This window comes from Nesterenkonia cremea (genome assembly GCF_014642675.1).
Classification (GTDB): domain Bacteria; phylum Actinomycetota; class Actinomycetes; order Actinomycetales; family Micrococcaceae; genus Nesterenkonia; species Nesterenkonia cremea.
Genome location: NZ_BMIS01000002.1, coordinates 275,273 through 297,948, shown reverse-complemented (window position 1 = coordinate 297,948; position 22,676 = coordinate 275,273). Strand labels below are relative to the sequence as shown.

Here is a 22,676-nt window from a genome sequence, read left to right as displayed (position 1 = left end):
TCAGCGGCGTTCGTCGGTGGACTCAGCGCCGGTGCGGCTCTGGGTCCCCGACTGCTTCTCCGGGCTGATCACGCGCCCTTCGACGGCCTCTTGGTCCTTCTCCTCCTCATCCTGGGAGGAGTCAGTGCTCTGATCACGCTCATTGCGCATGGTCTTCACCTCAGAGTTGAAGATGCGCATGGACTGGCCCATCGATTTGGCCAGTTTCGGCAGCTTGGGGGCGCCGAAGAGCAGGATGATCAGCACTGCGATGATCGCAATCATCCATCCGTTGGGCATACTCACAGTCGAGGTCCTTTCGTCGTCTGCACGATTCTACTCCGCTTCAGGCCCCGACGGGGAGAGCTGAGACTCGATCCGCCCGATCACCTCGGCGCGGAGCGCCTCGGGCTCCATCAGGATGATGTCTCCTCCGGCTTCGACACTGAGCCAGATGATGCTCTCCTCGCTGCTGAACCGTGCCTGGACGGTGCGGCCGCCGTCGTCATGCCTGCGGTGCAGCTCCGGCTCGTAGTCGTCAGCCTCGGCCGCGGCGGGTGCGGTGAAGTGCAGCACGGCCCGCACCGGCCGCTGATCCTCCGGGACGCGCGGGGGCTCCAGGGGCTGCTCGGCGAGACGGCGGGCGTCCTCCCTGATCTGCTCCTGCAGCGGCTCCACGGCGCGGATCCGGGAGATCCGGAAGGTCCGCGGCTCCTGGTCGGGCCGGCTCCAGGCGCGCAGATAGCTGTGCGCCCCGGAGCGGAACACGGCCACGGGCTCCACAGTGCGGCGGCTGCCGCGGCCCTGGGCGTCCTCATAGTCCAGCTCCACGGCACGGCCCTCCTCGGCCGCCTCGATCAGCAGCTGCCCCTGCTCGCCGCCAGCGGTCCCGACGCCGGCCAGGCTCACCTGTCCGGCCAGGCGCCGCATCTGCTCGGGCAGGACCTCCTGGAGCTTGCTGCGCAGTCCATCGGCGGTGGGAGAAGACTCGACGCTGTGGATGCCGATGAGCAGCGAGAGACCCATGGGCACCGAGAGTCGGATGGGCCGAGTGAGGGTTCCGCGCAGCGCGCCCTCGGGCAGCTCCAGGGAGACCAGCGGGTCGGCGGCCACGAACTTTTCGGCGAACTCGGCCACGGTCAGCGGCACCTCGGGCCGGACCTCGGCCAGGGATCCGAACCGGTCGGCGTCGTAGGATCCGGTCTGCTGCAGGGAGAGCAGGTCCCGCTGCAGCTGGTCTGCACTGATGCCGTAGCTCTCCAGCAGCTCGGAGACCCGCACTCCCCCGCTGCGATGCAGATGGGCGGTCATGCTCAGCAGCCGCTCCACCTTCTGCGGGGCGGGATCCGGTGTGCGGCTCTCGTGCAGCGGCCGCAGCCGGCCTGGGTGCTCGGGCGGCTGTCGATGGGCCTGCAGAGCTGCGTGCAGCATGTTCTCCCGGTCTCCGGAGGCCGCAGCGGCGTCGTCCAGGGCGGCGTCGAGATCGAAGTCCACCCACTGCTCGGAGGCACTGATCGCCCGGACTGTCTCCACCTCCTCGGCGGAGAGCAGGGCGGAGCGCTTCAGCGCGCGGATCCCGCCGTGGATGCGGTCCAGCCGGAAGGTGCGCAGCGCCTGACGGTCCAGGTCATAGCCGGTGAGGTACCAGTGGCCGCGCACGCCGGTGCCCAGCAGCACCACACGGCGGACCTGGGCTTCGAAGCGGCCGCGGGCGATGTAGTCGAAGCTGATCGCCGCGCGCTCTCCGAACCCGGCCAGCGTCTGGAGGTGGTCGAAGTCTCGGTCATCGCCGAGCTCCAGCGGAGGCGCCGTGAACGCGGGGACCGATGCCTCGGCGTCGGGAGCCTCCTGGTGGTATCCGGTGAGCGCACCGATGGCCTGGAGCATCGTGGCGCGCCCGCGCCGGCCCCGCCAGAGGCGCTGGAGCTGACGCAGGAGCATGAGCTCGGCTGCGGTCAGCTCCAGCTCCGGAAGCCCGTAGTCCTCCGGATCGATGGCATAGCGGTATTCGTATTCGTCGGAGCCCTCGCCCTGGATGAGCCGGATGCCGTTCTGGCTCAGATACTTCTTATCGCGGTCGAAGACCTTCTCCCGAGCCTCCCGCTCCTCAGCGGTGGAGACCTCGGCGGGGTAGAACTCGATCCGCTCCCAGATCTCAGCCTTGGTCAGCCCCCGGGGGGAGGCTTCCAGGACAGTGGCGGCCAGGGACAGTGCCCGGGCCACATGTTCATCGGCATAGGCATCCTGCGGGGCTTCCTCCATCTGCGTCTCAGGCGGCCTTGCGGACCCTGACCAGGTCGACCACGAAGATGAGCGTCTCGTTGGGGCCGATGGCCGCGCCGGCGCCCTGCTCCCCGTAGGCCAGGTGCGGCGGGATCTCGAAGCGGCGGCGGGCGCCCTCCTGCATACCGATCAGGCCCTGGTCCCAGCCTTGGATGACCTGGCCGATGCCGGCGGTGAAGTCCAGGGTCTGGCCACGGTTCCAGGAGGCGTCGAACTCCTCGCCGGTGGACCAGGAGACGCCCACATAATGGCAGGAGATCTGGTCGCCGGGCTCCACGGCGGGCCCGCCGCCGGGGATGAGCTCCTCGATCACCAGATCCTCGGGCGGAGTGATGCCCGGGAAGTCGATCTCTGGCTTGGTGCGGTCATAGGTGCGCTGTCCGAAAGACATGCTCTCTCAGTTCTCCTGTCCCTGGGGCTGTTCGTCGGTCTCTTCCTGGCCGGACTCCTCCTGGACAGCCTCATCCTGGCTGCCCTCTCCCTGAGCCGGCTGGTCCTCTTCGGAGTCGTTCTCGGAGTCAGCCTGCTGCTCGGCCTCCTCCATCTGGCGCTCCTGCTCCTCGTACTGTTGGATCTGCTCGTCGGTGGCGGGGACGGCGTCGACCACATCGACCACGAAGACCAAGGTCTCGCCGGCCAGCGGGTGCTCCTGCTGGCCTCCCATCTGGTCGCCGAGAGCCTCCTCGAGCTCCTGCATGTCCTCTTCGGTGATCTCCTCACCATCAGCAGGGGCCTCCTCGCCCTGGGCGGTCTGCGGCTCCACCGCACCCTCTTCAGCGGCACCCTCCTGGGCGCCCTCCTCCTGCTGAGCGCCTTCGCCCTCGGCGTCCTCCTCGGTGGCCTCGCCATAGGCCTGCTCGGGCGGGATCACCATGACCACGCGGGAGCCGACCTGGACGCCCTCCAGGGCGTCGGCCCAGCCGGGGATCAGGTTGGGCAGCGGGGAATCCATCGGCGGGACGGCCTGATCCTCATCGACCTCCGGAGGCTCCTGGCCCTCGGGCAGCTCCTCGCCCTCCGGCGGAACCGGCTCCACGCCCGGCCAGGCGCTGTCGAAGACCTCGCCGTCGGACCAGCGCCAGCCGGTGTAGCGCATCACCAGGTGGTCATAGGGTCCGACCTCTTCGCCCTCGCCCTGGATCAGAACCTCGGACTGGACCTCCTCGGGGACCTCAGCGGCCTCCGGGTCGAAGTCCTCCAGCTCGGGGGCCTCGCCCACCTCATTGATGATGGAGGGCAGCTCGCCGCTCTGCTCCTCGACCTCGCCCTCGGCGTGGTCGGGCCGCTGGTCGTCCACCCGCACGATGATCAGCGCGGGCTCGCCGCCGCCCTCCGCACCGGGGACGTACATGGCGATCTCACCGCCGACGTCAAGCCCGGTGTCGGTGATCGACTCATAGATGAACTCGTTCTGCTCCTCGATCAGCGGGAGGTAGAGCAGAGAGGGAGCCTCTTCGCTGAAGTCCTCCTGCTGAACCTCTCCGGTCTCCGGATCGGCCATAGCCGTGGAGAGGTGGAGCAGGGCGTCCTCCTCGATGGCCTCTCCGTCGCCCTCCTCCAGGATGCGCGCGGACTCCTCCTCGGCCTCCACAGGGTTCTGCAGGATGACCTCGGGAGCCCCCTCATCGGTCATGTGGAGGCTGACGCCCGAGAGGGAGTCCACATCCCCAAGCCCGTCGGTGGAGCATCCGGACAGCAGCATCACAGCAGGCACGGAGAGGGCGATGTACTTCTTTCGCACAGAGGAGTCCTTACGCTTCGGGGTTCTCGGACGACGAGCCTTCCTGCACTGTACCGGCTCAACCTGGGGCGCGTCAGATCACCGGCGGGTCGGAATGAGGCCGATCAGCGGTCAGCGTATAGCGCTCCGACAGAGCCAACGGAACACCCTGAGCCTCACGCTCCTCAACGCTGAGCTCGCGCAGCTGAGAAGCCCGGTCTCCGAGCTTGTCCAGCAGCGCCTCGATCCGCTCGTCCTCCACCACGAAGGGGTCCTTGATCATGAGCGCCTCCAACGGACGGTCCACCAGTTTATGGTGCACCCAGTCCACTGTGTGCTCGGCCCCATAGGCCCGGGCAGTGGAGAGGAAATGCCCGCGGACGGCGGCACGCGTAGTGGCCGGCGGATCCATCATTGCCGCCCGGATCCGCTCCTCGCTCAGCAGGGAGGCGGCACGGCCCCGACGCCGCAGCAGATGGAAGAGCCCGCGGTCCGGGCGGACGTCGTGATAGGCCATATCGATCTGCTCCAGCTTGGGGTGGTCGTAGCCCACCCCGTGACGCTGGGCGACCTCATCCACCAGGCGCTTCTTGATCGCCCAGTCGATCTCCTGGTCGACCAGGCTGTGGTCACCGCTGCGCACCGCTTCCAGCGTGCGCTCCCAAAGCTCCAGGATCTTCTCGACATGCTCATGATGGGCTCCGTGCCGGGCGATGAAGGTCTTGGCCTTCTCCAACAGACCCGTCTGGATCTCCACGGCGGTGAGCTCCTGCCCCCCACGGATGCGCACGGCGGCGGTGCCGGTGATGTCGTGGCTGATGTGCCGGATCGCTCCGATCGGGTTCTCCAGCTCATAGTCCCCCACCGGAACGCCTGCCTCGATCATGCGCAGCACCAGATCCGTTGCGCCGAAGCGCAGCAGCTGGGTGGTCTCCGACATATTGGAGTCGCCCACGATCACATGGAGCCTGCGGTGGATCCCGGCGTCGGCGTGGGGCTCGTCCCGGGTGTTGATGATCGGGCGCGAGCGTGTGGTCGCAGAGGAGATCCCCTCCCACATGTGATCGGCCCGCTGGGAGAAGGCGAAGTGCGCGGCACGCTCATCGCTGCTCTGGAGCACGTGGCCGGCCCCGGCGATGACCTGACGGGTCACCAGGAAGGGCAGCAGGACGGTGGAGAGCCGGCGGAAGTGGGTGGCCCGCGGGATCAGGTAGTTCTCATGGGAGCCGTAGGAGTTCCCCCGGGAGTCCACATTGTTCTTCAGCAGATAGAGGCTGCCGTCGAAGCCGTCGCGCTCCAGCGCCTCCTCGGCGCGCAGGGCGAGATCATGCATGATCAGCTCCCCGGCACGATCCGAGGCGATCAGATCCAGCAGGTCATCGCATTCGGCGGTGGCGTACTCAGGGTGGGATCCCACATCCAGGTACAGCCGGGAGGCGTTGGGGATGAACACATTGGAGCTCCTCCCCCAGTCCACCACCGGACGGAAGAGGTAGCGCGCCACCTCGTCCGGCGGCAGGCCGCGGCGCTCCCTGCCCAGATGGGTGAGACCGAATTCGGTCTCCACTCCGAAGACTCGTCGCTCCATGGCCGTCTACTGGCCGCCCTTCTGGACGAAGCCCTTCACGAACTCCTCGGCGTTGGACTCCAGCACCGAGTCGATCTCATCGAGCAGGCTGTCCAGCTCACCGGCCTTCTGCTGGGACTGGGCGCTCCCTCCGGGGACGGCTCCGGGCTCCTCGCCGGGCCCGTCCTCTCCGGGTCCTCCATGGCTGCGCTTCTGCGGCTGTTCGGACATCAGATGTCCTCCTTCGCGGTGTGGGCCTTATCCGACGATGTTGTGCGGTAGTCCTCGAGCATGGCGGTGACCCTCCTGATCAGGCTGCGTCCATCGGCGGCCTGCTCCAGCGCCTCCTCGGCCTGGGCCCGGGTCCCGGCCAGCGGCTCCTCCAGGTGGATCCGCGTGATGGGTGAGACGGCGTCGGGCCGCAGCAGGACCTGATCCCAGCTGGCCCCGGCCACATACTCGGAGAAGCGGCTGACCAACTCTCCGCGCAGCCAGGCGCGGGTCTCCTCCGGTGGATGCTGGGCGGCCCAGGCGATCTGGTCATCGGTGAAGAGACGGCGCAGACGTCCGGCACGGACCAGCTTGTAGTACAGGCCCTTCTCCTCGCGCAGGTCTGCATACTGCAGATCGATCATGCCCAGCAGCGGAGCGTCCCAGCCCAGGCCGTCACGGCGCCGATAGGACTCCAACAGCTGCAGCTTGGCCACCCAATCCACACGGTCGGCGGCCAGGGAGACGTCCTCGGAGAGGTCGTCCAGCAGGGTCTGCCAGGCCTCGAGGATCTCGGCGGTCTCCGTATCCGGGGCCGGACGGACTCCGCCGGGGCCCGACTGTTCGGCGGCGCGGGCCACGGCCGCCTCCAGGTAGAGACGCTGGATCTCGAGCGCTGTCATCTCGCCGCGGTCGGTCGCCACTGTGGTGCGCAGCGTGGGGTCATGGGAGATTGCCCGCAGAGCACTGACCGGCTCCAGCACCCGCAGCGGCGGGACCCGGCCGGATTCGATGAGGTCCAGGACCAGAGCGGTGGTGCCCACACGCAGCCAGGCGGAGTACTCGCTCATATTGGCGTCGCCGATGATCACGTGGAGCCGCCGGTAGGAGTCCATATCCGCATGGGGCTCGTCCCGAGTGTTGATGATCGGGCGGCGCACCGTGGTCTCCAGCCCGACCTCCTCCTCGAAGAAGTCGGCCCGCTGGGAGACCTGATAGCCCGCCGTGGAGTTGGTCTGCCCGATGCCGACCCGTCCCGCTCCGCACAGGATCTGACGGCTGACGAAGAACGGGATCAGTCCGGCGATCACCGAGTCGAAGCTGATCTCACGGGGCACCAGGTAGTTCTCATGGGCTCCGTAGGAGACGGATTTGTTGTCCGTGTTGTTCTTATAGAGCAGCAGCTCCGGGGAGCCCTCCTCACGATTGAGCCGATCTGCCGCGGCTCGGGCGACCACATCGCCGGCCACATCGTAGAGCACCGCACGTTTGGCCCCCACCGCCTCCGGGGCGGAGTACTCCGGATGGGCGTGGTCCACGTAGAAGCGTGCCCCGTTGGAGAGCACCAGGTTCATCAGCAGCTGCGGCTGGTCCTTCTTCAGCTGGAAGAAGTCCCCGCGCCAATGGCGGCTCCCCGGAGCGTGAATCTCACCGCGCTCAGCGGTGTCCGCCGGCGTCGGGTCTCCGCCGCTGAGGTTGCCCAGGGCGTCCCGGACCTCACCCTGACCGGCTTCCTGCTCAGAGGCGTAGGCCACGGCCTCCTCGGTGTCGGTCAGCTGGCTGGGGTGGGCGGCCGAGCGCGGCAGCACCCATCCACGGGCGTCCACCAGCGGGGACTCGGACTGGTAGTCCCATTCGGTGCCGGCCACAGCGCCGCCGGCCTCGGTCACCGTCGCGGCATAGGCGTTGACCAGTTCGATGGACAGCGCCACATGGCTGGCCCGGGGGTTCTGCGGGGCATGGATCCCGTACTCGGTCTCCATGCCGATCAGCCGGCGCACGCTCACTGGGGCCCACCTGCCCCACCGGGGGCCGCGGCGCGCAGGAACTCGGCCGGAACCGTCATGTTCTCCGGGTCCATCCGGCGCTGGTCCTCCAGCTCAGCCTCGGTTCCGGCCAACAGATGCTCCAGGGTGAGACCCTTGGCCTCAGCCGCCTCGGAGGCGCCCAGGAACTCTTTGATGGCCGACTTCTTGGCCCGGTCCACGATATTGCTCAGCACCGCTCCGGAGACCAGATCCGCATGGGCCGGGTAGAGCCTGCCGATCACAGCATCCACCAGCGCCTCCAGAGCCTGCTCGCGGCCGCCGTATTCGGCTACGGCATCGGCGCGCAGCGGAACCTGTCCGCCCAGGTGAATGCGCAGGATCTCCTTGGCGCCCTCCGCACTGGGCCGCTGCACACGGATCTTCACGTCCAGTCGGCCCGGGCGCAGGATGGCCGGATCGATCATGTCCTCACGGTTGGAGGCACCGATGACGATGACGTTGTCCAGCGACTCCACACCGTCGATCTCGGCCAGCAGCTGGGGCACGATCGTGGTCTCGACATCGGAGGAGACACCGGTGCCGCGGGTGCGGAACAGCGCCTCCATCTCGTCGAAGAACACCACCACCGGGTGCCCGGCGCTGGCCCGCTCACGGGCCCGGGAGAAGATGACCCGGATATGCCGCTCCGTCTCACCGACGTATTTGTTGAGCAGCTCAGGACCCTTGATGTTCAGGAAGGAGGCGGTGGAACCGCTGGCCACCGAGCTCAGGCCGTCCTCCTCGCCCATACGCTCCGAGAGCGAGGCCGCCACGGCCTTGGCGATCATCGTCTTGCCGCAGCCCGGGGGCCCGTAGAGCAGAATGCCCTTGGGCGCGGAGAGGCCGTGCTCACGGTAGAGGTCGGCATGGAGGAAGGGCAGCTCCACGGCGTCGCGGATCTGTTCGATCTGGCCGTCCAGCCCCCCGATGTCGGCATAGGAGACATCGGGGCTCTCCTCCAGGACCACGTCCTCCACCTCGGAGAGCGGCACGACCTCAGTGGCCGTGCCGGTGCGCAGATCCACGATGACGGCGTCGCCCACCCGCACCGGCTGCTCCGTCTTCTGCAGGGCGGTGGAGGCGAGGGTGACCACCCGCTCGTCCTCCCCGCGAGAGAGGATGACCAGACGGTCATCGGGCAGAACCTCTTTGACCCGGGCGATCTCACCGGTGCGCTCGGCCTCCAGGATTGCCACGATGGTGAAGTTCTCGTTGAGCAGCACCTCGACGCCGGGGCTCAGCTGCTCAGTCTCGATCAGCGGGGAGACGCTCACCCGCAGCTTGCGCCCAGCGTGGAGCACATCAGCCCCTGCGGCGGTGGCCGCCTCGATCTCGCGGCCCTGCTCCTGGTCATGGGCGGGCCGGTAGGCGATGACCGTGGCGAAGGTGAAGGGAGCCTGACCGTCGACCTCCAGGGCCTTCTTCAGCTCCTGCATCTCATTGCGCGTGACCTCGAGCAGATCCGCCATCCGTCTGTTGTTCCGGCCGGCGGTCTGCAGCTGGTGCTCCAGCTGGCGGATCCTTTCGCCGGAGTCGGATCCCTCGGGCTGGGAGCTGGGAGCCTCATTCATCGCGCGGCACCTCCTTCGCCTGATCTGCGATCTTCTGCGCATAGGCGGCCGCCTTGCGGCCCTTCTTCCCGGTGATGGTTCGGGTCTTCAGCGAGGCCGCGCTCCACCCCTGGTCGGCGTCGACGTCGTCCTTCCACCGCTCACCGGGCCAGGCGGCACGGTCCTCGGGGCTGGCCTCGGAGACCTTCTCACGCTTCTTCAGCTGCAACGGAGTCTGATCGTCGGCCAGCCGCCGCGCCGAAAGCAGGAAGCCGGTGTGGGCCACCATCCGGTGATCCGGGCGCACCGCCAGACCGTCGACGTTCCAGGTGCGCAACATGGTCTCATGCGCCTCCGGCTCGGTGAAGCCCCCGGAGGCACGCAGCGCCTCGGCCAGACGCGACATCTGGGTCACCGAGGCCACATAGCTGACCCAGACACCGCCGGGGGCGAGGATCTGCTTGACCGCGTCCAGGCACTCCCAGGGGGCCAGCATGTCCAGGACCACACGGTCCACAGAGACGGGCTCCTCCACGCGGAGGACCTCCTCCTGCATATCGCCCACGTGGACCTGCCAGCCCGGGTGCTCCTGGCCGAAGAAGGCCTCGACGTTGCCCACGGCGATGTCCCGGAAGTCCTCGCGGCGCTCATAGGAGTGCAGCGTGCCCTCATCGCCCACAGCGCGCAGCAGGGAGATGGAGAGCGCGCCGGATCCCACGCCGGCCTCCACCACATGGGCGCCGGGGAAGATGTCGGCCACCTGGACGATCTGTGCAGAGTCCTTGGGGTAGACCACCGTGGCTCCGCGGGGCATGGACAGGACGTAGTCGTTCAGCAGCGGACGCAGGACCTGATACTCGTAGCCGGCGTCGTTGGCCACCACGATCCCCTCGGTCTGGCCGATCAGAGTGTCGTGGCGCAGCACGCCCTGATGGGTGTGCCACTCGCCGCCCTCCTGCAGGGTGATGGTGCTGGGCTTTCCCTTGCGATCCGTGAGCTGGACGCGCTGGCCGGCACGCAACGGTCCCTTCCGCATATGTGCACCGATAGGTCCGTGAGTCATCCCCTCAGCCTATCGCTGATGCCCGACTCAGCGCTGTCGCTGAAGTCTCGCTCTCGCTATGCGGATACTCTCCCCCGCGCCCTGCCAGAGGAAGAAGCAGATCATCGTGGCCACCACCACGAGCACCATGTTGGTGTTGGGCCCGGCGACGAGCACCTGCCACATCACGAAGCCCACCACGAGGCCCACCACGAGGCGGCCGGCCCAGCCGGCGGCCAGCATGCCGCGATCCTGGTCCCCGGTGATCTGCCAGACCACCGACTCCACCAGGCGGCCGCCGTCCAGCGGATTGCCCGGCAGCAGGTTGAACAGCCCCACCAGGAAGTTCACCAGCACGGTGACATCAGCGAGCAGGCCCGTCACCCCGCTGGGCTCCAGCGTCTGGATCAGGTACCAGCCCACTCCGGCGATGACCAGGTTCGACGCCGGCCCGGCCAGAGAGACCGCCAGTGACTTCCCTGGGGTGGCGTCATGAGCGATGAACTGGGTGTGCCCGCCCCAGAGGTTCAGCTCGATCTCGGTGGAGGGCCAGCCGAAGACTTTGGCGCTGAGCGCATGAGCGAGCTCATGGGCCAGCACGGAGACCATGAGCAGCAGGGCATAGCCCAGCGCCACGGCGTAGGCGCCCAGTCCGATCTCCGGGAAGATGCGTGAGACCTGGGGACCGAAGATCACCACGATGACTGCGGTGACCAGGAACCAGGAGTATTGGAAGCGGATCGGGATCCCGGCGACCCGCACCAGTGTGAAGCCTCTGCGTGCCGCCATGGGCTAGCGCTGGGCCGCCGGAACCGGATCGGCGAGCAGCTCCTCAAGCTGCCGGGCGTCCAGCCCCGCCAGAGTGGGCAGCAGATGCCACTGGTCCGACTCGGGCAGCTCGGTGAAGTGCGGCACGGCCACGGTCACCATCCCGGAGGCTGCGGCGGCCGCTGTGCCGGGCACGGAGTCCTCGATGGCGATGCAGCGGGAGCGGGTCAGCTGCTCGCCGCTGCGCTGCTGATGATCGGCGCCCATGGTCTCGAAGGCCAGGTGGTAGGCCTCCGGATCCGGTTTGCCGCGGGTGACCATATCGCCGGAGACGATGAACTCCATCTGCCCCTCGGGCAGGGCCTCCACGATGGCCTCGGCCAGCGGACGGTGGCTCATGGTGACCAGGGCGCTGCGCGCTCCGGCCTCATGCAGGCTGGCCAGCAGCTCGCGGGCGCCGGGGCGCCACGGCATGGACTCCCGGGCGCGCGCGGCCACACGGGTGATCAGCCAGTCGATGATCTCCTGGCTCTCCATCTCCACGCCGGCCTGCTGCAGCACGGAGGCGCTGTAGGTCAGGGCCTGACCCACCAGCTGATGGGCCTGCTCCTCGGACCAGGTGCCGCCGTAGGACTCGACGAGTTCATATTCGGCCGCGATCCAATACGGCTCGGTGTCCACCAGCGTGCCATCCATATCCCAGAAGACAGCCTGGAGCGCAGGTGCGGAGGTCGAGGTCAGAGCGGTGGGCGCGGATGACATGCAGACCATCGTACGCTTCTCAAGCCAACGGCATCGGACTAGTGTGAGAAATGTGAGTGAGGAGAATCAGCCCGAGGACCAGCAGCCCTCCGGAATCGACCGGGCCGCCCGACTGGCCGCCTATCTGCGTGCCGCAGGGACCAACATCGGCCGCGATGACACCGGGGCCATGCCGGCCCTGCGCCCTCGGCGCTCCCCCTCCTCCGCGGGCGGCCGGCCCACCATCATGGTGGTCGCCTTCGAAGGGTGGAACGACGCCGGCGGCGCCGCCACCTCAGCGGTGCGCGGACTCAGCCAGACCTTCGACGCCGAGCTGCTGGAGCGGCTGGAGGACGAGAACTACTACGACTACCAGTTCACCCGTCCCAAGATCCGCAAGACCGGAACCGGCTCCCAGCGGGAGCTGATCTGGCCCTCGACCAAGTTCTACCGGGCGGTCCCGCCCTCCGGTGAATTCGAGCTGCTGCTGGTCCAAGGCGTGGAGCCCAGCTTCCGCTGGCAGGCCTTCACCGCTGACCTGCTCACCCGCGCCGCCGAACAGCATGTCTCCGGAGTGATCCTGGTGGGCGCCCTGCTGGCAGATGTGCCGCACAGCCGCCCGATCCCAGCCTCCTTCTCCAGCGAGGACGAGCATCTGCAGGACATCCTGGAGATCGACGAGCCCACCTACGAAGGTCCCACCGGCATCGTGGGCGTGCTCGCCCACACCGCCTTCCACGCAGGCATCCCTGCGGTCTCGCTGTGGGCCGCCGTGCCGCACTATGTGGGGCAGGCGCCCTCACCGAAGGCGCAGCTGGCCCTGATGCGACAGCTCGAAGACCTGCTCGGCCTGACCCTGGACGTCGATGAGGTGGCCGAAGACGCAGAGGCCTGGGAGCGCGGTGTGGACGATCTGGCCCAGGACGACGATGAGATCGCCGACTATGTGAAGCGGCTCGAAGAGGCCACGGACACCACCAGCCTGCCCGAGGCCAGCGGCGAGGCCATCGCCCAGGAGTTCGAACGCTACCTGCGCCGGCGCAAGCCGCCCGAGCCCTAGAGACGGCTCAGCGGGAGAGGTCCAGGCCCAGCATGGCCTGGACCACCTGCTGCACCCGACGCCGGCCGGTGCCGGCGGCCAGATGCCCGGCGGCCCACATATCCAGCTGGTCCAGTGCTGCAGGCACGTTGAGGTTCAGCGAGAGCGCCGAGTGCAGCGCATACTGCATATCCTCTGCCTGACCCTCAGCCTCGGTGCCCTGTTCCGGGGCCGCAGCCCAGGCCTGCTTCCACCGGTTGAGCCGCTCGGCGGAGGCGGCCAGCTCGGCGTCGGTGTAGCTCCAGTCCTCGGCATAGTGGTGCGAGAGCAGCAGCGTGCGGATGACCTGCGGGTCGGTGCCGGCGGCGCGCAGATTCGAGACCAGGACCAGATTGCCCTTGGACTTGGACATCTTCTCGCCCTCGAGGCCGACCATCCCGCTGTGCAGGAAGGTCTCGGCCAGAGCGGTGCCATCGGCGGCAGTGGCATGGGCCGCGCTGAACTCGTGGTGCGGGAAGCGCAGATCCGAGCCGCCGCCCTGGACGGTGAACGGTGCGGGCAGGTGACGGCGGGCGATCACCGAACACTCGATGTGCCAGCCGGGGCGCCCGTCGCCGAGGCTGCGCCCGTCCCAGAAAGGTTCTGACTCACGGCGTGCGCGCCAGAGCAGCGGGTCCAGCGGATCGCGCTTGCCCTCACGTGCCGGGTCGCCCCCGCGCTCGGGGAAGAGCTCCTCCATCGTGGCGCGGTCGTAGTTGCCGATGCTGCCCAGGCGCCAGTCGGTCCGGGCCTCGGCGGCGGCGATGTCGAAGTAGGTGTCCTCGCCGTCGACGGCGTCGGGGGTCGGCACGCGGTAGCCGATGCCCAGCTCCACCAGCCGCTCCACGTCCTCGACCACAGAGGGGATGAACTCCACCGCACCCAGATAGGAGCTGGGGGCGATGACCTCCAGGGCGTGCATATCATGGCGGAACAGGTCGGTCTGCTCCACGGCGAGGTCGCGCCAGTCCACTCCGGTGGCCTCGGCGCGCTCGAGCAGCGGGTCGTCGATGTCGGTGACGTTCTGCACGTAGTTCACGTCCAGCCCGCTGGCCCGCCAGTAGCGCACCAGCAGATCGAACTGCACGTAGGTGTTGGCGTGCCCGAGATGGGTGGCGTCATACGGGGTGATCCCGCAGACGTAGAGGGATCCCAGGCCCTCGCGCGCAGTGACCTCGACCAGCTGGCCCCGAGATGTGTCATGGAGCTGGAGGGATTGGGGCAGAGCCGGGAGGACGGGAACGTCCGGGGAGGTCCACGATTTCACGCAGTCGGTCCTTTCGCCTGGGTAGACACCATCCACTCGCCAACAGCGCTCAGGCGCTGATGATTCCCGCTCCGAGCATGATGTAGACGAAGAGTCCCAGGATGATCCGATAGTTCACGAACAGCGTGTAGCTGTTGGTGGAGACATACTTCAGGAACCAGCCGATGATGAAGTAGGCCACCGCGAAGCCCACCACCGTGGCCACGAAGGTCTGGCCCAGCGTATAGGGCCCGGACTGCTCGCCGAAGGAGCCGATGAGCTTATAGAAGCCGGATCCGAACACCGCCGGGACGGCCAGCAGGAAGGAGTACCGCGCGGCGGCCTCACGGGTGTAGCCCATCAGCAGCCCGGCGGTGATGGTTCCGCCGGAGCGGGAGACGCCGGGGATCAGCGCCAAGGCCTGCGCGAAGCCGAATAGGATGCCGTCGCGGACGCTCAGCTGATCCAGCGGCTTGCGCTGTCTGCCGTAGGCATCGGCGAAGGCCAGCAGCACGGCAAAGACCACGAGCATGGTGGCGGTCAGCCAGAGGGTCCGAAAGACCGTGTCGATCATGTCCTCGAAGAGCAGGCCCAGCACCACGATGGGCAACGTGCCGATGATGATCAGCCAGCCCATGCGGACATCCGGGTCCGAATGTGAGAGGCGCCCCGTGACCGCGGCGAACCAGGCCTTCAGGATCCGGATGATGTCCTTCCAGAAGAAGACCAGCACCGCCGCCTCGGTGCCCAGCTGGGTGATGGCGGTGAACGCCGCCCCGGGGTCTGCCGCTCCGGGCAGGAATTCGCCCACGATGCGCAGATGCGCCGAGGAGGAGACGGGGAGGAACTCGGTGAGGCCCTGGACCAGCCCCAGGATGATTGCTTCGATCCACTGCACGTCTGTGAGCTTAGAGCATGAAGCTGGGGAGGGCCGTCACCTCAGGAAGGTGTTCACTGCTGCTCGTCCTCGTCCTCCTCATCGAGGAGGTCCTCCTCCTCATCGGGCAGGACCTCGTCCTCCTCCTCATCGTCGAGGAGGTCGTCGGCGTCGCCCTCCTCGTCATAGAGGTCCAGCGGAGTGACCTCGCCGGTGGCGGCGAACAGGGCATCCTCATAGGCCTCGAAGGCGTCGGCCACGCTGTAGAAGGCGGACTCCACGGCGGGGTCCTCCTCGCCGCGCCGATTCACAGAGGCAGAGAGGTGCTCTTCGAGCGCGGTGGTCAGCGCGTTGAGCGCGACGCGAGGGTCCATATTCATAGGCTCACAGTATCAACGCGGAACCGCTGCGGTAAGGCCTTGGAGAAAATACCCTGCGGCGCTAGGGTGGCCGACTAAGCGATCAGGCGACCGCCTGCCGCTCCCTAAGCTCCGGCCCGGAAGGACGACACGCTGATGCCCCAGCAGTTCCCTCCTCTGCCCCATGCAGTCTCGGACCGCTACACCACCGACGACCGCACAGGGCCCAACTGGGAGTACATGGTGGTCACCTGCCAGCCACATGAGTCCCTCAAGGAGGTCCGCCGTCAGCTGGTGGACTACGCCGAATACGGCAAATGGGAGCTCCGCCGCAGCCGCATCTACGGCGGAGGCGTGCGCAAATACTGGCTGCGACGCCGGATCATGAAGGTGCGGCGCACGCTGTAGGACAGCATGCACCGCACCTGTTGACCAGCGCGGCGAGATCACTGCGCCGAAAGGAAGCGGTGCAGCACGGTGACGCCGAAGGTCAGTGCGTCCACCGGCACCCGCTCGTCCACGCCGTGGAACATCCCGGTGAAGTCCAGATCGGCGGGCAGCCGCAGCGGGGCGAAGCCGTAGCCCGCGATCCCCAGCGAGGCCAGGTGCTTATTGTCGGTGCCGCCGCCGAGCATGTACGGAAGCACCACGGCGTCGGGGTCCTCAGCACGCAGCGAGGCGACCATCTGCTCCACCAGGGCGCCGGAGAACGGCACCTCCAGGGACGGGCCGCCATTCATCAGCTCGAAGCGGACCTTCTCCCCAGCCAGCTCGGCGAGCTTGGCGGCAACCCTCTCGTCCTGCTCGGGCAGCGTGCGGGCATCCACCAGGGCCTCGGCGGAGCCGGGCACCACATTGTGCTTATAGCCGGCATCCAGAGCCGTGGGGTTGGAGGTGTTCTGCAGCGTGGCGGCGATGAACTTCGAGGTGGATCCGGTGGCCTCCAGCAGCGCGGAGGGATCCTCCTCGTCGAAGGGGATGCCGGTGAGTTCGGAGAGCTGCTCCATCAGGGCGCGGGTGGTCTTGGTGTACTCGATGGGCCATTCGTATTCGCCGATCTTGGCCACTGCGTTGCCCAGGGTCACCACAGGGTTGTCGCTCTGGACCGCGGATCCATGCCCTGCCGTGCCCTCGGCGATCATCTTGGTCCAGTGGATGCCCTTCTCGCCGGTCTGGATCAGATAGGCCCGTTGCCCGGCGATGTCGGCAGAGAAGCCGCCCACCTCGCTGATCGCCTCAGTGGCGCCCTCGAAGACCTCGGGGTGCTCACGGACCATCCAGCCGGCGCCGTAGGTGCCGTTGTCCTCCTCATCGGCGAAGAAGGCCAGGATGATGTCCCGCTCCGGCTGGAAGCCCTCACGGGTCAGCTGCAGGACGGCCGCGAGGATCATGGCGTCCATATCTTTCATGTCCACGGCTCCGCGGCCCCAGATGAGGCCGTCGCGCAGCTCGGCGGCGAAGGGATCCACCTGCCAATCCTCGGCCTGGGCGGGCACCACGTCCAGATGGCCGTGGACCACCAGTGCTCCGCGGTCGGGGGCACTCCCCTGAGGGCCGACGCCCTTCCAGCGGGCGATCACCGAGGTGCGCCCCGGGGCGGATTCGTAGAGCTGCGGCTCCAGCCCAGCCTGGCGGAGGATCTCAGCACAGTACTCGGCGGCGTCGCGCTCACCGCTGGATTTCCCGTTGCCCCAGTTCTGGGTGTCGAACCGGATGAGGTCTCGGCAGAAATCGACGACGTCGGCCGCCGCCTGCTCAGCGAGGTTCAGATCAGATGTGGTCATGGCTCCACCCTATCGAGGAGCCGGCCCTGGGGCGGGCAGAGGCGAAAGAGGCCCGGAACCGTACGGTTCCGGGCCTCTGATCTGTGCGCGGAAGGGGACTTGAACCCCTACCCTCTTATGCGAGGACTAGCACCTCAAGCTAGCGCGTCTACCTATTCCGCCACCCGCGCAGGTGGGCTGTCATCCGCGTCTCTCCTGATCAGCGGGACCAAGAGAGCTTAGCACGAGGACAGCCTCGATCTCGAATCGAGATCAGGACTTCTTGCCGAAGCCCTTGAAGCGCTTGTTGAACTTGTCCACGCGGCCCGCGGAGTCCATGATGCGCTGCTTACCGGTGTAGAACGGGTGCGAAGCAGCGGAGATCTCGACGTCGATGACCGGGTAGGTGGTGCCGTCCTCCCACTCCATGGTCTTGTCAGAGGTGGCAGTAGTGCGGGTCAGGACCTTCTCACCGGAGGAGAGGTCGTTGAAGATGACCGGCTGGTACTGCGGGTGGGCGTCCTTCTTCATGATGGTGTCCTTTTCTTGTGCCGCTGGTCTTCGCTGAGCAGACTCGGTCTGAGGCGAAGCCGCCAGAAGCTGTAGGAGATGGAATTCAGGCACAGAAGTGCCAGCGGTCTACTGTATCAGACCACTCAGACCCAGCCGAAGAGGTTGTTCAGCATGACCGCCAGCGCCACCAGACCAAGGGTCACGATGACCGCACGCAGGACCACCGGGGACATGCGCCGGCCGATCCATGCGCCGATCAGCCCACCCAGGGTGGAGCCGATGGCGATGATCAGCACCACGCCCCAGAGGATGACCCGGTCGTCGGGATCCCGGATCAGGAAGTCCACGATGACGTAGCTGATCGCTGCGGTCAGGTTCACCACAGCCACCAGGAGGTTCTTCACTCCGTTGGCCTGCTGGATGTTCGCAGCCAGGAAGATGCCCAGGATGGCCATGAGCAGGATGCCTTGGGCGGCCACGAAGTAGCCGCCGTAGATCCCGGCCAGAAAGACCAGCAGGATGAGCATCAGACCCACTGCCGGCATCGAGGGGGACTTCTTCTCCTCGGGGATGTCCCGCTCTTCGCCCTCCTCCGCGTCCATAGGCCGCTCGCGGCGGACCGCACGGGCCTTCACCCAGCGGGAGAGCCGCGGCTGGAAGATCACGAAGCCCAGCGAGATGACGATCAGCACCGGGGCCACCCGCCCGAACACCTCCTCCGGCAGGGTGATCAGCAGCGTGGCACCGATGACGCCGCCCAGCAATGAGGCCGGGATGAGCTTGGCCAGGATCCCCTTGACCTGCCGGATCTCACGCCTGTATCCCCAGGCGCCGGTGAAGTTTCCGGCGATCAGGCCCATGGCGTTGGAGACGGTGGCCGAGACCGGAGGCACGCCCATGGCCACCAGCACGGGGAAGGTCACCAGCGTGCCGGAGCCCACCACTGTGTTGATGGCGCCGGCCCAGATTCCGGCCAGCAGCACCAGGAGCAGAGCCCCGAGGCCGAGGCCGTTCAGGCTGAAGTCGAGAAGAGCGTCCATGAAACTACTGTTTCATAAAAGCGCTGTAGCGGCCGTTACGTTCCACCAGCTCCAGCGACATGTCGAACGTCGTCGAGAGGTTCTCAGAGGTCAGCGTCTGAGAGACCTCACCGGCGCTGATCACCTGGCCGTCGCGCAGCAGCAGGACATGGGTGAAGCCTGGCGGGATCTCCTCCAGGTGGTGGGTCACCAGCACCGAGGTCGGCGCCCCCTCCCACGCCACCAGCTCGGACATCGAGGCCACCAGGGACTCGCGGCCGGCCAGGTCCAGTCCCGCGCCGGGCTCGTCGAAGAGCAGCAGCTCCGGATCGGTCATCAGCGCCCGGGCGATCTGGACGCGCTTGCGCTCCCCCTCGGAGAGCGTGGAGAAGGGACGGTCGAAGACGGTCCCCACGCCCCAGGCGTTGAGCAGGTCGAAGGCCCGGCGCTCGTCGAGCTTCTCGTAGTCCTCACGCCAGCGGCCGGTCACACCGTAGGCTGCGGTGACCACGGCGTTCAGCGCGGTCTCGCGCAACGGGATGCTGTGAGCCACCGCATTGGAGCAGAAGCCGATCCGCGGGCGCAGCTCGAAGACGTCCACTGCGCCGAGGGTCTCGTCCAGCACCGAGACGCTGCCCGAGGTGGGGAACATCTGGGCCGCGGCCAGCTGCATCAGCGTGGTCTTGCCGGCCCCGTTCGGGCCCAGGACCACCCAGCGCTCATCGGCGCCCACGGTCCAGGAGACGTCATCCAGAAGAAGTTTGCGGCCACGGCGCACGGTGGCATGTCGGATATCGAGCACTGAACTCATGCGGATAACACTATCGAAGAGTCGACGCCACTCACGTCGGACCGATCGGCCGCTGAGGCTATAGGGTGGTCCGGTGATGACCCACTCCCCTGATCTTCCCGCCGGGACGGTCGCGATGCTGGCGGCCGAACTCCTCGATGCCGCACTGATCCGTTCGCTGACCAAGGAGTTCGAACGCCGGGGCGCCGTCCACTCGGTGGAGCTGCGCGACGTCGCAGTGCGCCGGACCGACGGAACCGCCTCCACCGTGCAGGCTGTGCGCTGGTCCGTGACGCTGGATGACGCCGACGACTCCTTCGGCTCCCAGCTCATCGAGGCGCTCTTCGAGGACGCCGTCGGAATCCTTGCCGAGACCAACGGCGGCCCCGAGAACGTCACCTCCACCGTCCTTCCCGTCCAGCACCGGCCCACCGCAGCCTCAGGGGCCGCGCTGCTGATGGATGTAGACTCCACGCTCATCGACCAGGAGGTCATCGAGCTGCTCGCCCGCCACGCCGACCGCCAGGCCGAGGTCGCCGAGGTGACCGAGCGCGCCATGCGCGGCGAGCTGGACTTCGTCCAGTCGCTCCATGCCCGGGTGGCCACTCTGGAGGGCCTGCCCAGCTCCGTCATCGACGCCGCCGTGGAGGCTGTGACCCCCACTCAGGGCGCCCAAGCGCTGATCGGCGCCTTTGCCGCCAAAGCCTGGCCCGCCTATGCCGTCTCCGGCGGCTTCCTACAGGTGCTGGAGCCGCTGGCCGGCCGCCTGGGGCTGGCCGGATTCCATGCCAATGACCTCACCATCTCGGCAGGCTCTCTGACCGGCACGGTCCAGGGCGAGGTGGTGGACCGGGCCGCGAAGAAGGAGTACCTGCTGGCCCGCTGCGTCGAAGACGGCCTGGCGCCCGAGCAGGTGGTCGCCATCGGCGACGGCGCCAACGACCTCGATATGGTCACCGCCGCCGGCGTCGGCGTCGCATTCTGTCCCAAGCCCGCCCTGGCCGAACAGGCGGATCTGGTGATCAGGCATCGCTCGCTGGAGCTCGTCGCTCTGGCGCTGGGTCTCTAGAGGACGGATTCAGCCCCCAGCCGCAACACTGTGAGCCTTCAGCAATCTCCCGATCATGGGAGAGAAATAGGCTCGGCGGCGGTAGGCTGGGGAACAGCGTGGCACAACGTTGTGCACGGTCCTCGTTGTCAACTGTCACACATTCATTTGGAGGAAACTCAGTGACCGATCAAGCCGTATTCACCGACCTGGACAAGCGCGCGGTCGACACTCTGCGCGTGCTGGCAGCAGACGCCGTGGAGAAGGTCGGCTCCGGCCATCCGGGTACTGCGATGTCGCTGGCCCCGGCCGCCTACCTGCTGTTCCAGAAGGTCATGAAGCATGACCCCTCGGACCCGACCTGGATCGGCCGCGACCGCTTCATCCTCTCCCCCGGTCACACCTCGCTGACCCTGTATCTGCAGCTCTACTTCTCCGGCTACGGACTGGAGCTCGATGACATCGAGGCCCTGCGCACCTGGGACTCCCTGACCCCCGGCCACCCCGAGTACGGCCACACCGCCGGCGTGGAGATCACCACCGGCCCGCTGGGCCAGGGACTGGCCTCCGCCGTGGGCTTTGCCTACGGCCAGCGCCGCTTCCGCGGCCTGCTCGACGCCGAGGCCGCACCCGGCGAGTCCCCCTTCGACCACAATGTGTGGGTCATCGCCTCCGACGGCGACCTGCAGGAGGGCGTGACCTCCGAGGCCTCCTCGCTGGCCGGCCACCAGGAGCTCGGCAATCTGACCGTCATCTGGGACGACAACAAGATCTCCATCGAGGATGACACCGACATCGCCTTCACCGAGGACGTCCTGGCCCGCTACGAGGCCTACGGCTGGCACGTCCAACGCGTGGATTGGCTGAAGACCGGCGACTACGCCGAGGACGTGGAGGAGCTCTCCCGCGCTCTCGACGCCGCCAAGTCCGAGACCTCCAAGCCCTCGCTGATCGCACTGCGCACCGTCATCGGCTGGCCCGCCCCCACCAAGCAGAACACCGGCGGAATCCACGGCGCCAAGCTGGGCGGCGAGGAGCTCGAAGGCCTGAAGAAGGCGCTGGGCTTCGATCCCGAGCAGCACTTCCACGTCGAGGACGAGGTCATCGCCCACGCCCGCGACATCAAGCAGCGCAGCATGGAGACCCGTCAGGAGTGGGAGAAGGGCTTCCAGGCCTGGCGCGAGGCGAACCCGCAGTCCGCCGAGCTCTTCGACCGCCTCTCCGAGGGCCGTCTGCCCGAGGGCTGGGAGGAGAATCTGCCCGAGTTCCCCGCCGGCGAGGCTGTGGCCACCCGTGCGGCCTCCGGCAAGGTGCTCAACGCTGTGGCCGATGTGCTGCCCGAGCTCTGGGGCGGCTCCGCCGATCTTGCCGGCTCGAACAACACCATCCTCTCCGGCTCCCCCTCCTTCGTGCCGAGCGAGCACTCCACGGAGAAGTTCGAGGGCAACCCCTACGGCCGGAACCTGCACTTCGGCATCCGTGAGCACGCCGCCGCGGCCATCACCAACGGCATCCAGCTCTCGGTCCCGCTGCGCACCTACAGCGGCACCTTCCTGATCTTCTCCGACTACCAGCGCCCGGCGGTCCGTCTGGCCGCGCTGATGGGTGTGGGCTCCATCTTCGTGTGGACCCACGACTCCATCGGTCTGGGCGAGGACGGCCCCACCCACCAGCCGATCGAGCAGCTGGCCAGCCTGCGCGCCATCCCGAACCTGGACGTGGTCCGCCCCGGCGACCCCAACGAGGTGGCTGTGGCATGGCGCGAGATCCTGAAGAACTCCGAGCGTCCGGCCGGACTCGCGCTGACCCGTCAGGGCATCGCCACCTTCGCCCGCGGCGCCGGCGAGGCCACCGCCGACGAGTTCGCCTCCGTGGAGGGCGCCGCCAAGGGTGCCTACGTCCTGGCCGAGGCGGTGAAGGACGGCGCCGTGGTGACCCCCGACGTCGTGCTGATCGCCACCGGCTCCGAGGTGGAGCTGGCCGTGGAGGCCCGCGAGTCGCTGGCCGAGCAGGGCGTGACCGCCCGAGTGGTCTCCGCTCCCTGCCTGGAGTGGTTCGACGCGCAGGACGCCGAGTACCGCGAGAAGGTCATCCCCTCCTCCGTGAAGGCCCGCGTGGCAGTGGAGGCCGCGCACCCGATGAGCTGGTACCGCTACGTCGGCGACGCCGGCCGCGTGGTCGGTCTGGACCACTTCGGCGCCTCCGCCGACTACAAGACCCTCTACCAGGAGTTCGGCATCACCTCCGAGGCCGTGGCATCTGCGGCCCAGGAGTCCATCGCCGCGGCGTCCTGACCCGTCACCAGGGCACCGCAC

The 22,676-nt window shown here is 67.7% G+C and carries 22 protein-coding genes and 1 tRNA gene; 4 read left to right on the top strand and 19 right to left on the bottom strand.

From position 1 onward, the window contains the following. The 11 genes from tatA to IEW85_RS03570 all read right to left on the bottom strand — a co-directional run bounded on the left by tatA (position 1) and on the right by IEW85_RS03570 (position 11,689). Positions 1 to 279 carry a Sec-independent protein translocase subunit TatA gene (gene tatA, locus IEW85_RS03620; RefSeq protein WP_229658784.1) on the bottom strand — a complete coding sequence of 93 codons (279 nt, stop codon included), beginning with the start codon at positions 277 to 279 and terminating at the stop codon, positions 1 to 3. Positions 280 to 315: 36 nt separating this feature from the next. Continuing rightward, complete coding sequence (locus tag IEW85_RS03615) at positions 316 to 2,241, bottom strand: helix-turn-helix transcriptional regulator (RefSeq protein WP_188682755.1); 1,926 nt, start codon at positions 2,239 to 2,241, stop codon at positions 316 to 318. Between the two features lie 7 nt (positions 2,242 to 2,248). Beyond that, positions 2,249 to 2,653: an FKBP-type peptidyl-prolyl cis-trans isomerase gene (locus IEW85_RS03610; protein ID WP_188682754.1), complete on the bottom strand. Its 405-nt coding sequence runs from the start codon at positions 2,651 to 2,653 to the stop codon at positions 2,249 to 2,251. Between the two features lie 6 nt (positions 2,654 to 2,659). Further along, positions 2,660 to 4,003 carry an FKBP-type peptidyl-prolyl cis-trans isomerase gene (locus IEW85_RS03605; protein ID WP_188682753.1) on the bottom strand — a complete coding sequence of 448 codons (1,344 nt, stop codon included), beginning with the start codon at positions 4,001 to 4,003 and terminating at the stop codon, positions 2,660 to 2,662. Positions 4,004 to 4,076: 73 nt separating this feature from the next. Then, positions 4,077 to 5,570, bottom strand: a complete 1,494-nt coding sequence (gene pafA / locus IEW85_RS03600) for a Pup--protein ligase (RefSeq protein ID WP_188682752.1) — start codon at positions 5,568 to 5,570, stop codon at positions 4,077 to 4,079. A 6-nt stretch (positions 5,571 to 5,576) separates the two neighbouring features. Beyond that, complete coding sequence (locus IEW85_RS03595) at positions 5,577 to 5,780, bottom strand: ubiquitin-like protein Pup (RefSeq protein ID WP_188682751.1); 204 nt, start codon at positions 5,778 to 5,780, stop codon at positions 5,577 to 5,579. Next, on the bottom strand, positions 5,780 to 7,546 hold the full coding sequence (gene dop / locus IEW85_RS03590) for a depupylase/deamidase Dop (protein WP_373286538.1): 1,767 nt from the start codon (positions 7,544 to 7,546) through the stop codon (positions 5,780 to 5,782). Before dop ends, IEW85_RS03595 begins: the two co-directional genes overlap by 1 nt. Then, positions 7,543 to 9,180: a proteasome ATPase gene (gene arc, locus IEW85_RS03585; protein ID WP_188682750.1), complete on the bottom strand. Its 1,638-nt coding sequence runs from the start codon at positions 9,178 to 9,180 to the stop codon at positions 7,543 to 7,545. Before arc ends, dop begins: the two co-directional genes overlap by 4 nt. Next, positions 9,131 to 10,180 carry a tRNA (adenine-N1)-methyltransferase gene (locus IEW85_RS03580; protein WP_188682749.1) on the bottom strand — a complete coding sequence of 350 codons (1,050 nt, stop codon included), beginning with the start codon at positions 10,178 to 10,180 and terminating at the stop codon, positions 9,131 to 9,133. The genes arc and IEW85_RS03580 overlap by 50 nt, the downstream gene beginning before the upstream one ends. A gap of 27 nt (positions 10,181 to 10,207) precedes the next feature. Next, on the bottom strand, positions 10,208 to 10,948 hold the full coding sequence (locus tag IEW85_RS03575) for a site-2 protease family protein (RefSeq protein ID WP_188682748.1): 741 nt from the start codon (positions 10,946 to 10,948) through the stop codon (positions 10,208 to 10,210). Between the two features lie 3 nt (positions 10,949 to 10,951). Next, the gene (locus IEW85_RS03570; protein ID WP_188682747.1) at positions 10,952 to 11,689 is read right to left on the bottom strand and encodes an HAD family hydrolase; all 738 of its coding nucleotides are present in this window, start codon (positions 11,687 to 11,689) and stop codon (positions 10,952 to 10,954) included. Positions 11,690 to 11,858: 169 nt separating this feature from the next. On the opposite strand from IEW85_RS03570, the gene IEW85_RS03565 reads away from it, so the two are divergent. Further along, entirely contained in the window at positions 11,859 to 12,728 is an 870-nt protein-coding gene (locus tag IEW85_RS03565) for a PAC2 family protein (RefSeq protein WP_188682982.1), read from the top strand. 7 nt (positions 12,729 to 12,735) lie between these two features. Here the strand turns inward: IEW85_RS03565 and mshC are convergent, their stop codons facing one another. Genes mshC through IEW85_RS03550 form a run of 3 tightly spaced genes read right to left on the bottom strand, consistent with a single transcriptional unit; the run spans position 12,736 to position 15,249 of the window. Continuing rightward, on the bottom strand, positions 12,736 to 14,013 hold the full coding sequence (gene mshC / locus IEW85_RS03560) for a cysteine--1-D-myo-inosityl 2-amino-2-deoxy-alpha-D-glucopyranoside ligase (RefSeq protein ID WP_188682746.1): 1,278 nt from the start codon (positions 14,011 to 14,013) through the stop codon (positions 12,736 to 12,738). A 49-nt stretch (positions 14,014 to 14,062) separates the two neighbouring features. Further along, positions 14,063 to 14,890 (bottom strand): undecaprenyl-diphosphate phosphatase, encoded by an 828-nt coding sequence (locus IEW85_RS03555; RefSeq protein ID WP_188682745.1) that lies wholly within the window; start codon positions 14,888 to 14,890, stop codon positions 14,063 to 14,065. A 53-nt stretch (positions 14,891 to 14,943) separates the two neighbouring features. Further along, on the bottom strand, positions 14,944 to 15,249 hold the full coding sequence (locus tag IEW85_RS03550) for a primosomal protein (RefSeq protein ID WP_188682744.1): 306 nt from the start codon (positions 15,247 to 15,249) through the stop codon (positions 14,944 to 14,946). 135 nt (positions 15,250 to 15,384) lie between these two features. On the opposite strand from IEW85_RS03550, the gene IEW85_RS03545 reads away from it, so the two are divergent. Beyond that, on the top strand, positions 15,385 to 15,636 hold the full coding sequence (locus IEW85_RS03545; RefSeq protein WP_229658755.1) for a DUF5703 family protein: 252 nt from the start codon (positions 15,385 to 15,387) through the stop codon (positions 15,634 to 15,636). Positions 15,637 to 15,674: 38 nt separating this feature from the next. Here IEW85_RS03545 and IEW85_RS03540 read toward each other — a convergent pair whose 3' ends face one another. The 5 genes from IEW85_RS03540 to IEW85_RS03520 all read right to left on the bottom strand — a co-directional run bounded on the left by IEW85_RS03540 (position 15,675) and on the right by IEW85_RS03520 (position 19,334). After that, positions 15,675 to 17,012 (bottom strand): M20/M25/M40 family metallo-hydrolase, encoded by a 1,338-nt coding sequence (locus IEW85_RS03540; RefSeq protein ID WP_188682743.1) that lies wholly within the window; start codon positions 17,010 to 17,012, stop codon positions 15,675 to 15,677. 84 nt (positions 17,013 to 17,096) lie between these two features. Beyond that, positions 17,097 to 17,182, bottom strand: a tRNA-Leu gene (locus IEW85_RS03535). Between the two features lie 82 nt (positions 17,183 to 17,264). After that, complete coding sequence (locus IEW85_RS03530; RefSeq protein WP_188682742.1) at positions 17,265 to 17,522, bottom strand: type B 50S ribosomal protein L31; 258 nt, start codon at positions 17,520 to 17,522, stop codon at positions 17,265 to 17,267. Between the two features lie 125 nt (positions 17,523 to 17,647). Continuing rightward, on the bottom strand, positions 17,648 to 18,544 hold the full coding sequence (locus IEW85_RS03525; protein WP_188682741.1) for a sulfite exporter TauE/SafE family protein: 897 nt from the start codon (positions 18,542 to 18,544) through the stop codon (positions 17,648 to 17,650). A gap of 4 nt (positions 18,545 to 18,548) precedes the next feature. Continuing rightward, positions 18,549 to 19,334 (bottom strand): ABC transporter ATP-binding protein, encoded by a 786-nt coding sequence (locus tag IEW85_RS03520; protein ID WP_188682740.1) that lies wholly within the window; start codon positions 19,332 to 19,334, stop codon positions 18,549 to 18,551. Between the two features lie 76 nt (positions 19,335 to 19,410). On the opposite strand from IEW85_RS03520, the gene serB reads away from it, so the two are divergent. Beyond that, positions 19,411 to 20,382 (top strand): phosphoserine phosphatase SerB, encoded by a 972-nt coding sequence (gene serB / locus IEW85_RS03515; RefSeq protein ID WP_229658754.1) that lies wholly within the window; start codon positions 19,411 to 19,413, stop codon positions 20,380 to 20,382. A 161-nt stretch (positions 20,383 to 20,543) separates the two neighbouring features. Then, positions 20,544 to 22,655 carry a transketolase gene (tkt, locus tag IEW85_RS03510; RefSeq protein ID WP_188682739.1) on the top strand — a complete coding sequence of 704 codons (2,112 nt, stop codon included), beginning with the start codon at positions 20,544 to 20,546 and terminating at the stop codon, positions 22,653 to 22,655. The last annotated feature ends 21 nt before the right edge of the window (positions 22,656 to 22,676 follow it).

Bases quoted from the DNA above. Each gene is read 5' to 3' on its own strand.
- tatA (WP_229658784.1), bottom strand. From the start codon at position 279: ATGCCCAACGGATGGATGATTGCGATCATCGCAGTGCTGATCATCCTG.
- IEW85_RS03615 (WP_188682755.1), bottom strand. From the start codon at position 2,241: ATGGAGGAAGCCCCGCAGGATGCCTATGCCGATGAACATGTGGCCCGG.
- IEW85_RS03610 (WP_188682754.1), bottom strand. From the start codon at position 2,653: ATGTCTTTCGGACAGCGCACCTATGACCGCACCAAGCCAGAGATCGAC.
- pafA (WP_188682752.1), bottom strand. From the start codon at position 5,570: ATGGAGCGACGAGTCTTCGGAGTGGAGACCGAATTCGGTCTCACCCAT.
- IEW85_RS03595 (WP_188682751.1), bottom strand. From the start codon at position 5,780: ATGTCCGAACAGCCGCAGAAGCGCAGCCATGGAGGACCCGGAGAGGAC.
- arc (WP_188682750.1), bottom strand. From the start codon at position 9,180: ATGCGCAGAAGATCGCAGATCAGGCGAAGGAGGTGCCGCGCGATGAAT.
- IEW85_RS03580 (WP_188682749.1), bottom strand. From the start codon at position 10,180: ATGACTCACGGACCTATCGGTGCACATATGCGGAAGGGACCGTTGCGT.
- IEW85_RS03575 (WP_188682748.1), bottom strand. From the start codon at position 10,948: ATGGCGGCACGCAGAGGCTTCACACTGGTGCGGGTCGCCGGGATCCCG.
- IEW85_RS03570 (WP_188682747.1), bottom strand. From the start codon at position 11,689: ATGTCATCCGCGCCCACCGCTCTGACCTCGACCTCCGCACCTGCGCTC.
- IEW85_RS03565 (WP_188682982.1), top strand. From the start codon at position 11,859: ATGCCGGCCCTGCGCCCTCGGCGCTCCCCCTCCTCCGCGGGCGGCCGG.
- IEW85_RS03550 (WP_188682744.1), bottom strand. From the start codon at position 15,249: ATGAATATGGACCCTCGCGTCGCGCTCAACGCGCTGACCACCGCGCTC.
- IEW85_RS03545 (WP_229658755.1), top strand. From the start codon at position 15,385: ATGCCCCAGCAGTTCCCTCCTCTGCCCCATGCAGTCTCGGACCGCTAC.
- IEW85_RS03540 (WP_188682743.1), bottom strand. From the start codon at position 17,012: ATGACCACATCTGATCTGAACCTCGCTGAGCAGGCGGCGGCCGACGTC.
- IEW85_RS03530 (WP_188682742.1), bottom strand. From the start codon at position 17,522: ATGAAGAAGGACGCCCACCCGCAGTACCAGCCGGTCATCTTCAACGAC.
- IEW85_RS03525 (WP_188682741.1), bottom strand. From the start codon at position 18,544: ATGGACGCTCTTCTCGACTTCAGCCTGAACGGCCTCGGCCTCGGGGCT.
- IEW85_RS03520 (WP_188682740.1), bottom strand. From the start codon at position 19,334: ATGAGTTCAGTGCTCGATATCCGACATGCCACCGTGCGCCGTGGCCGC.
- serB (WP_229658754.1), top strand. From the start codon at position 19,411: ATGACCCACTCCCCTGATCTTCCCGCCGGGACGGTCGCGATGCTGGCG.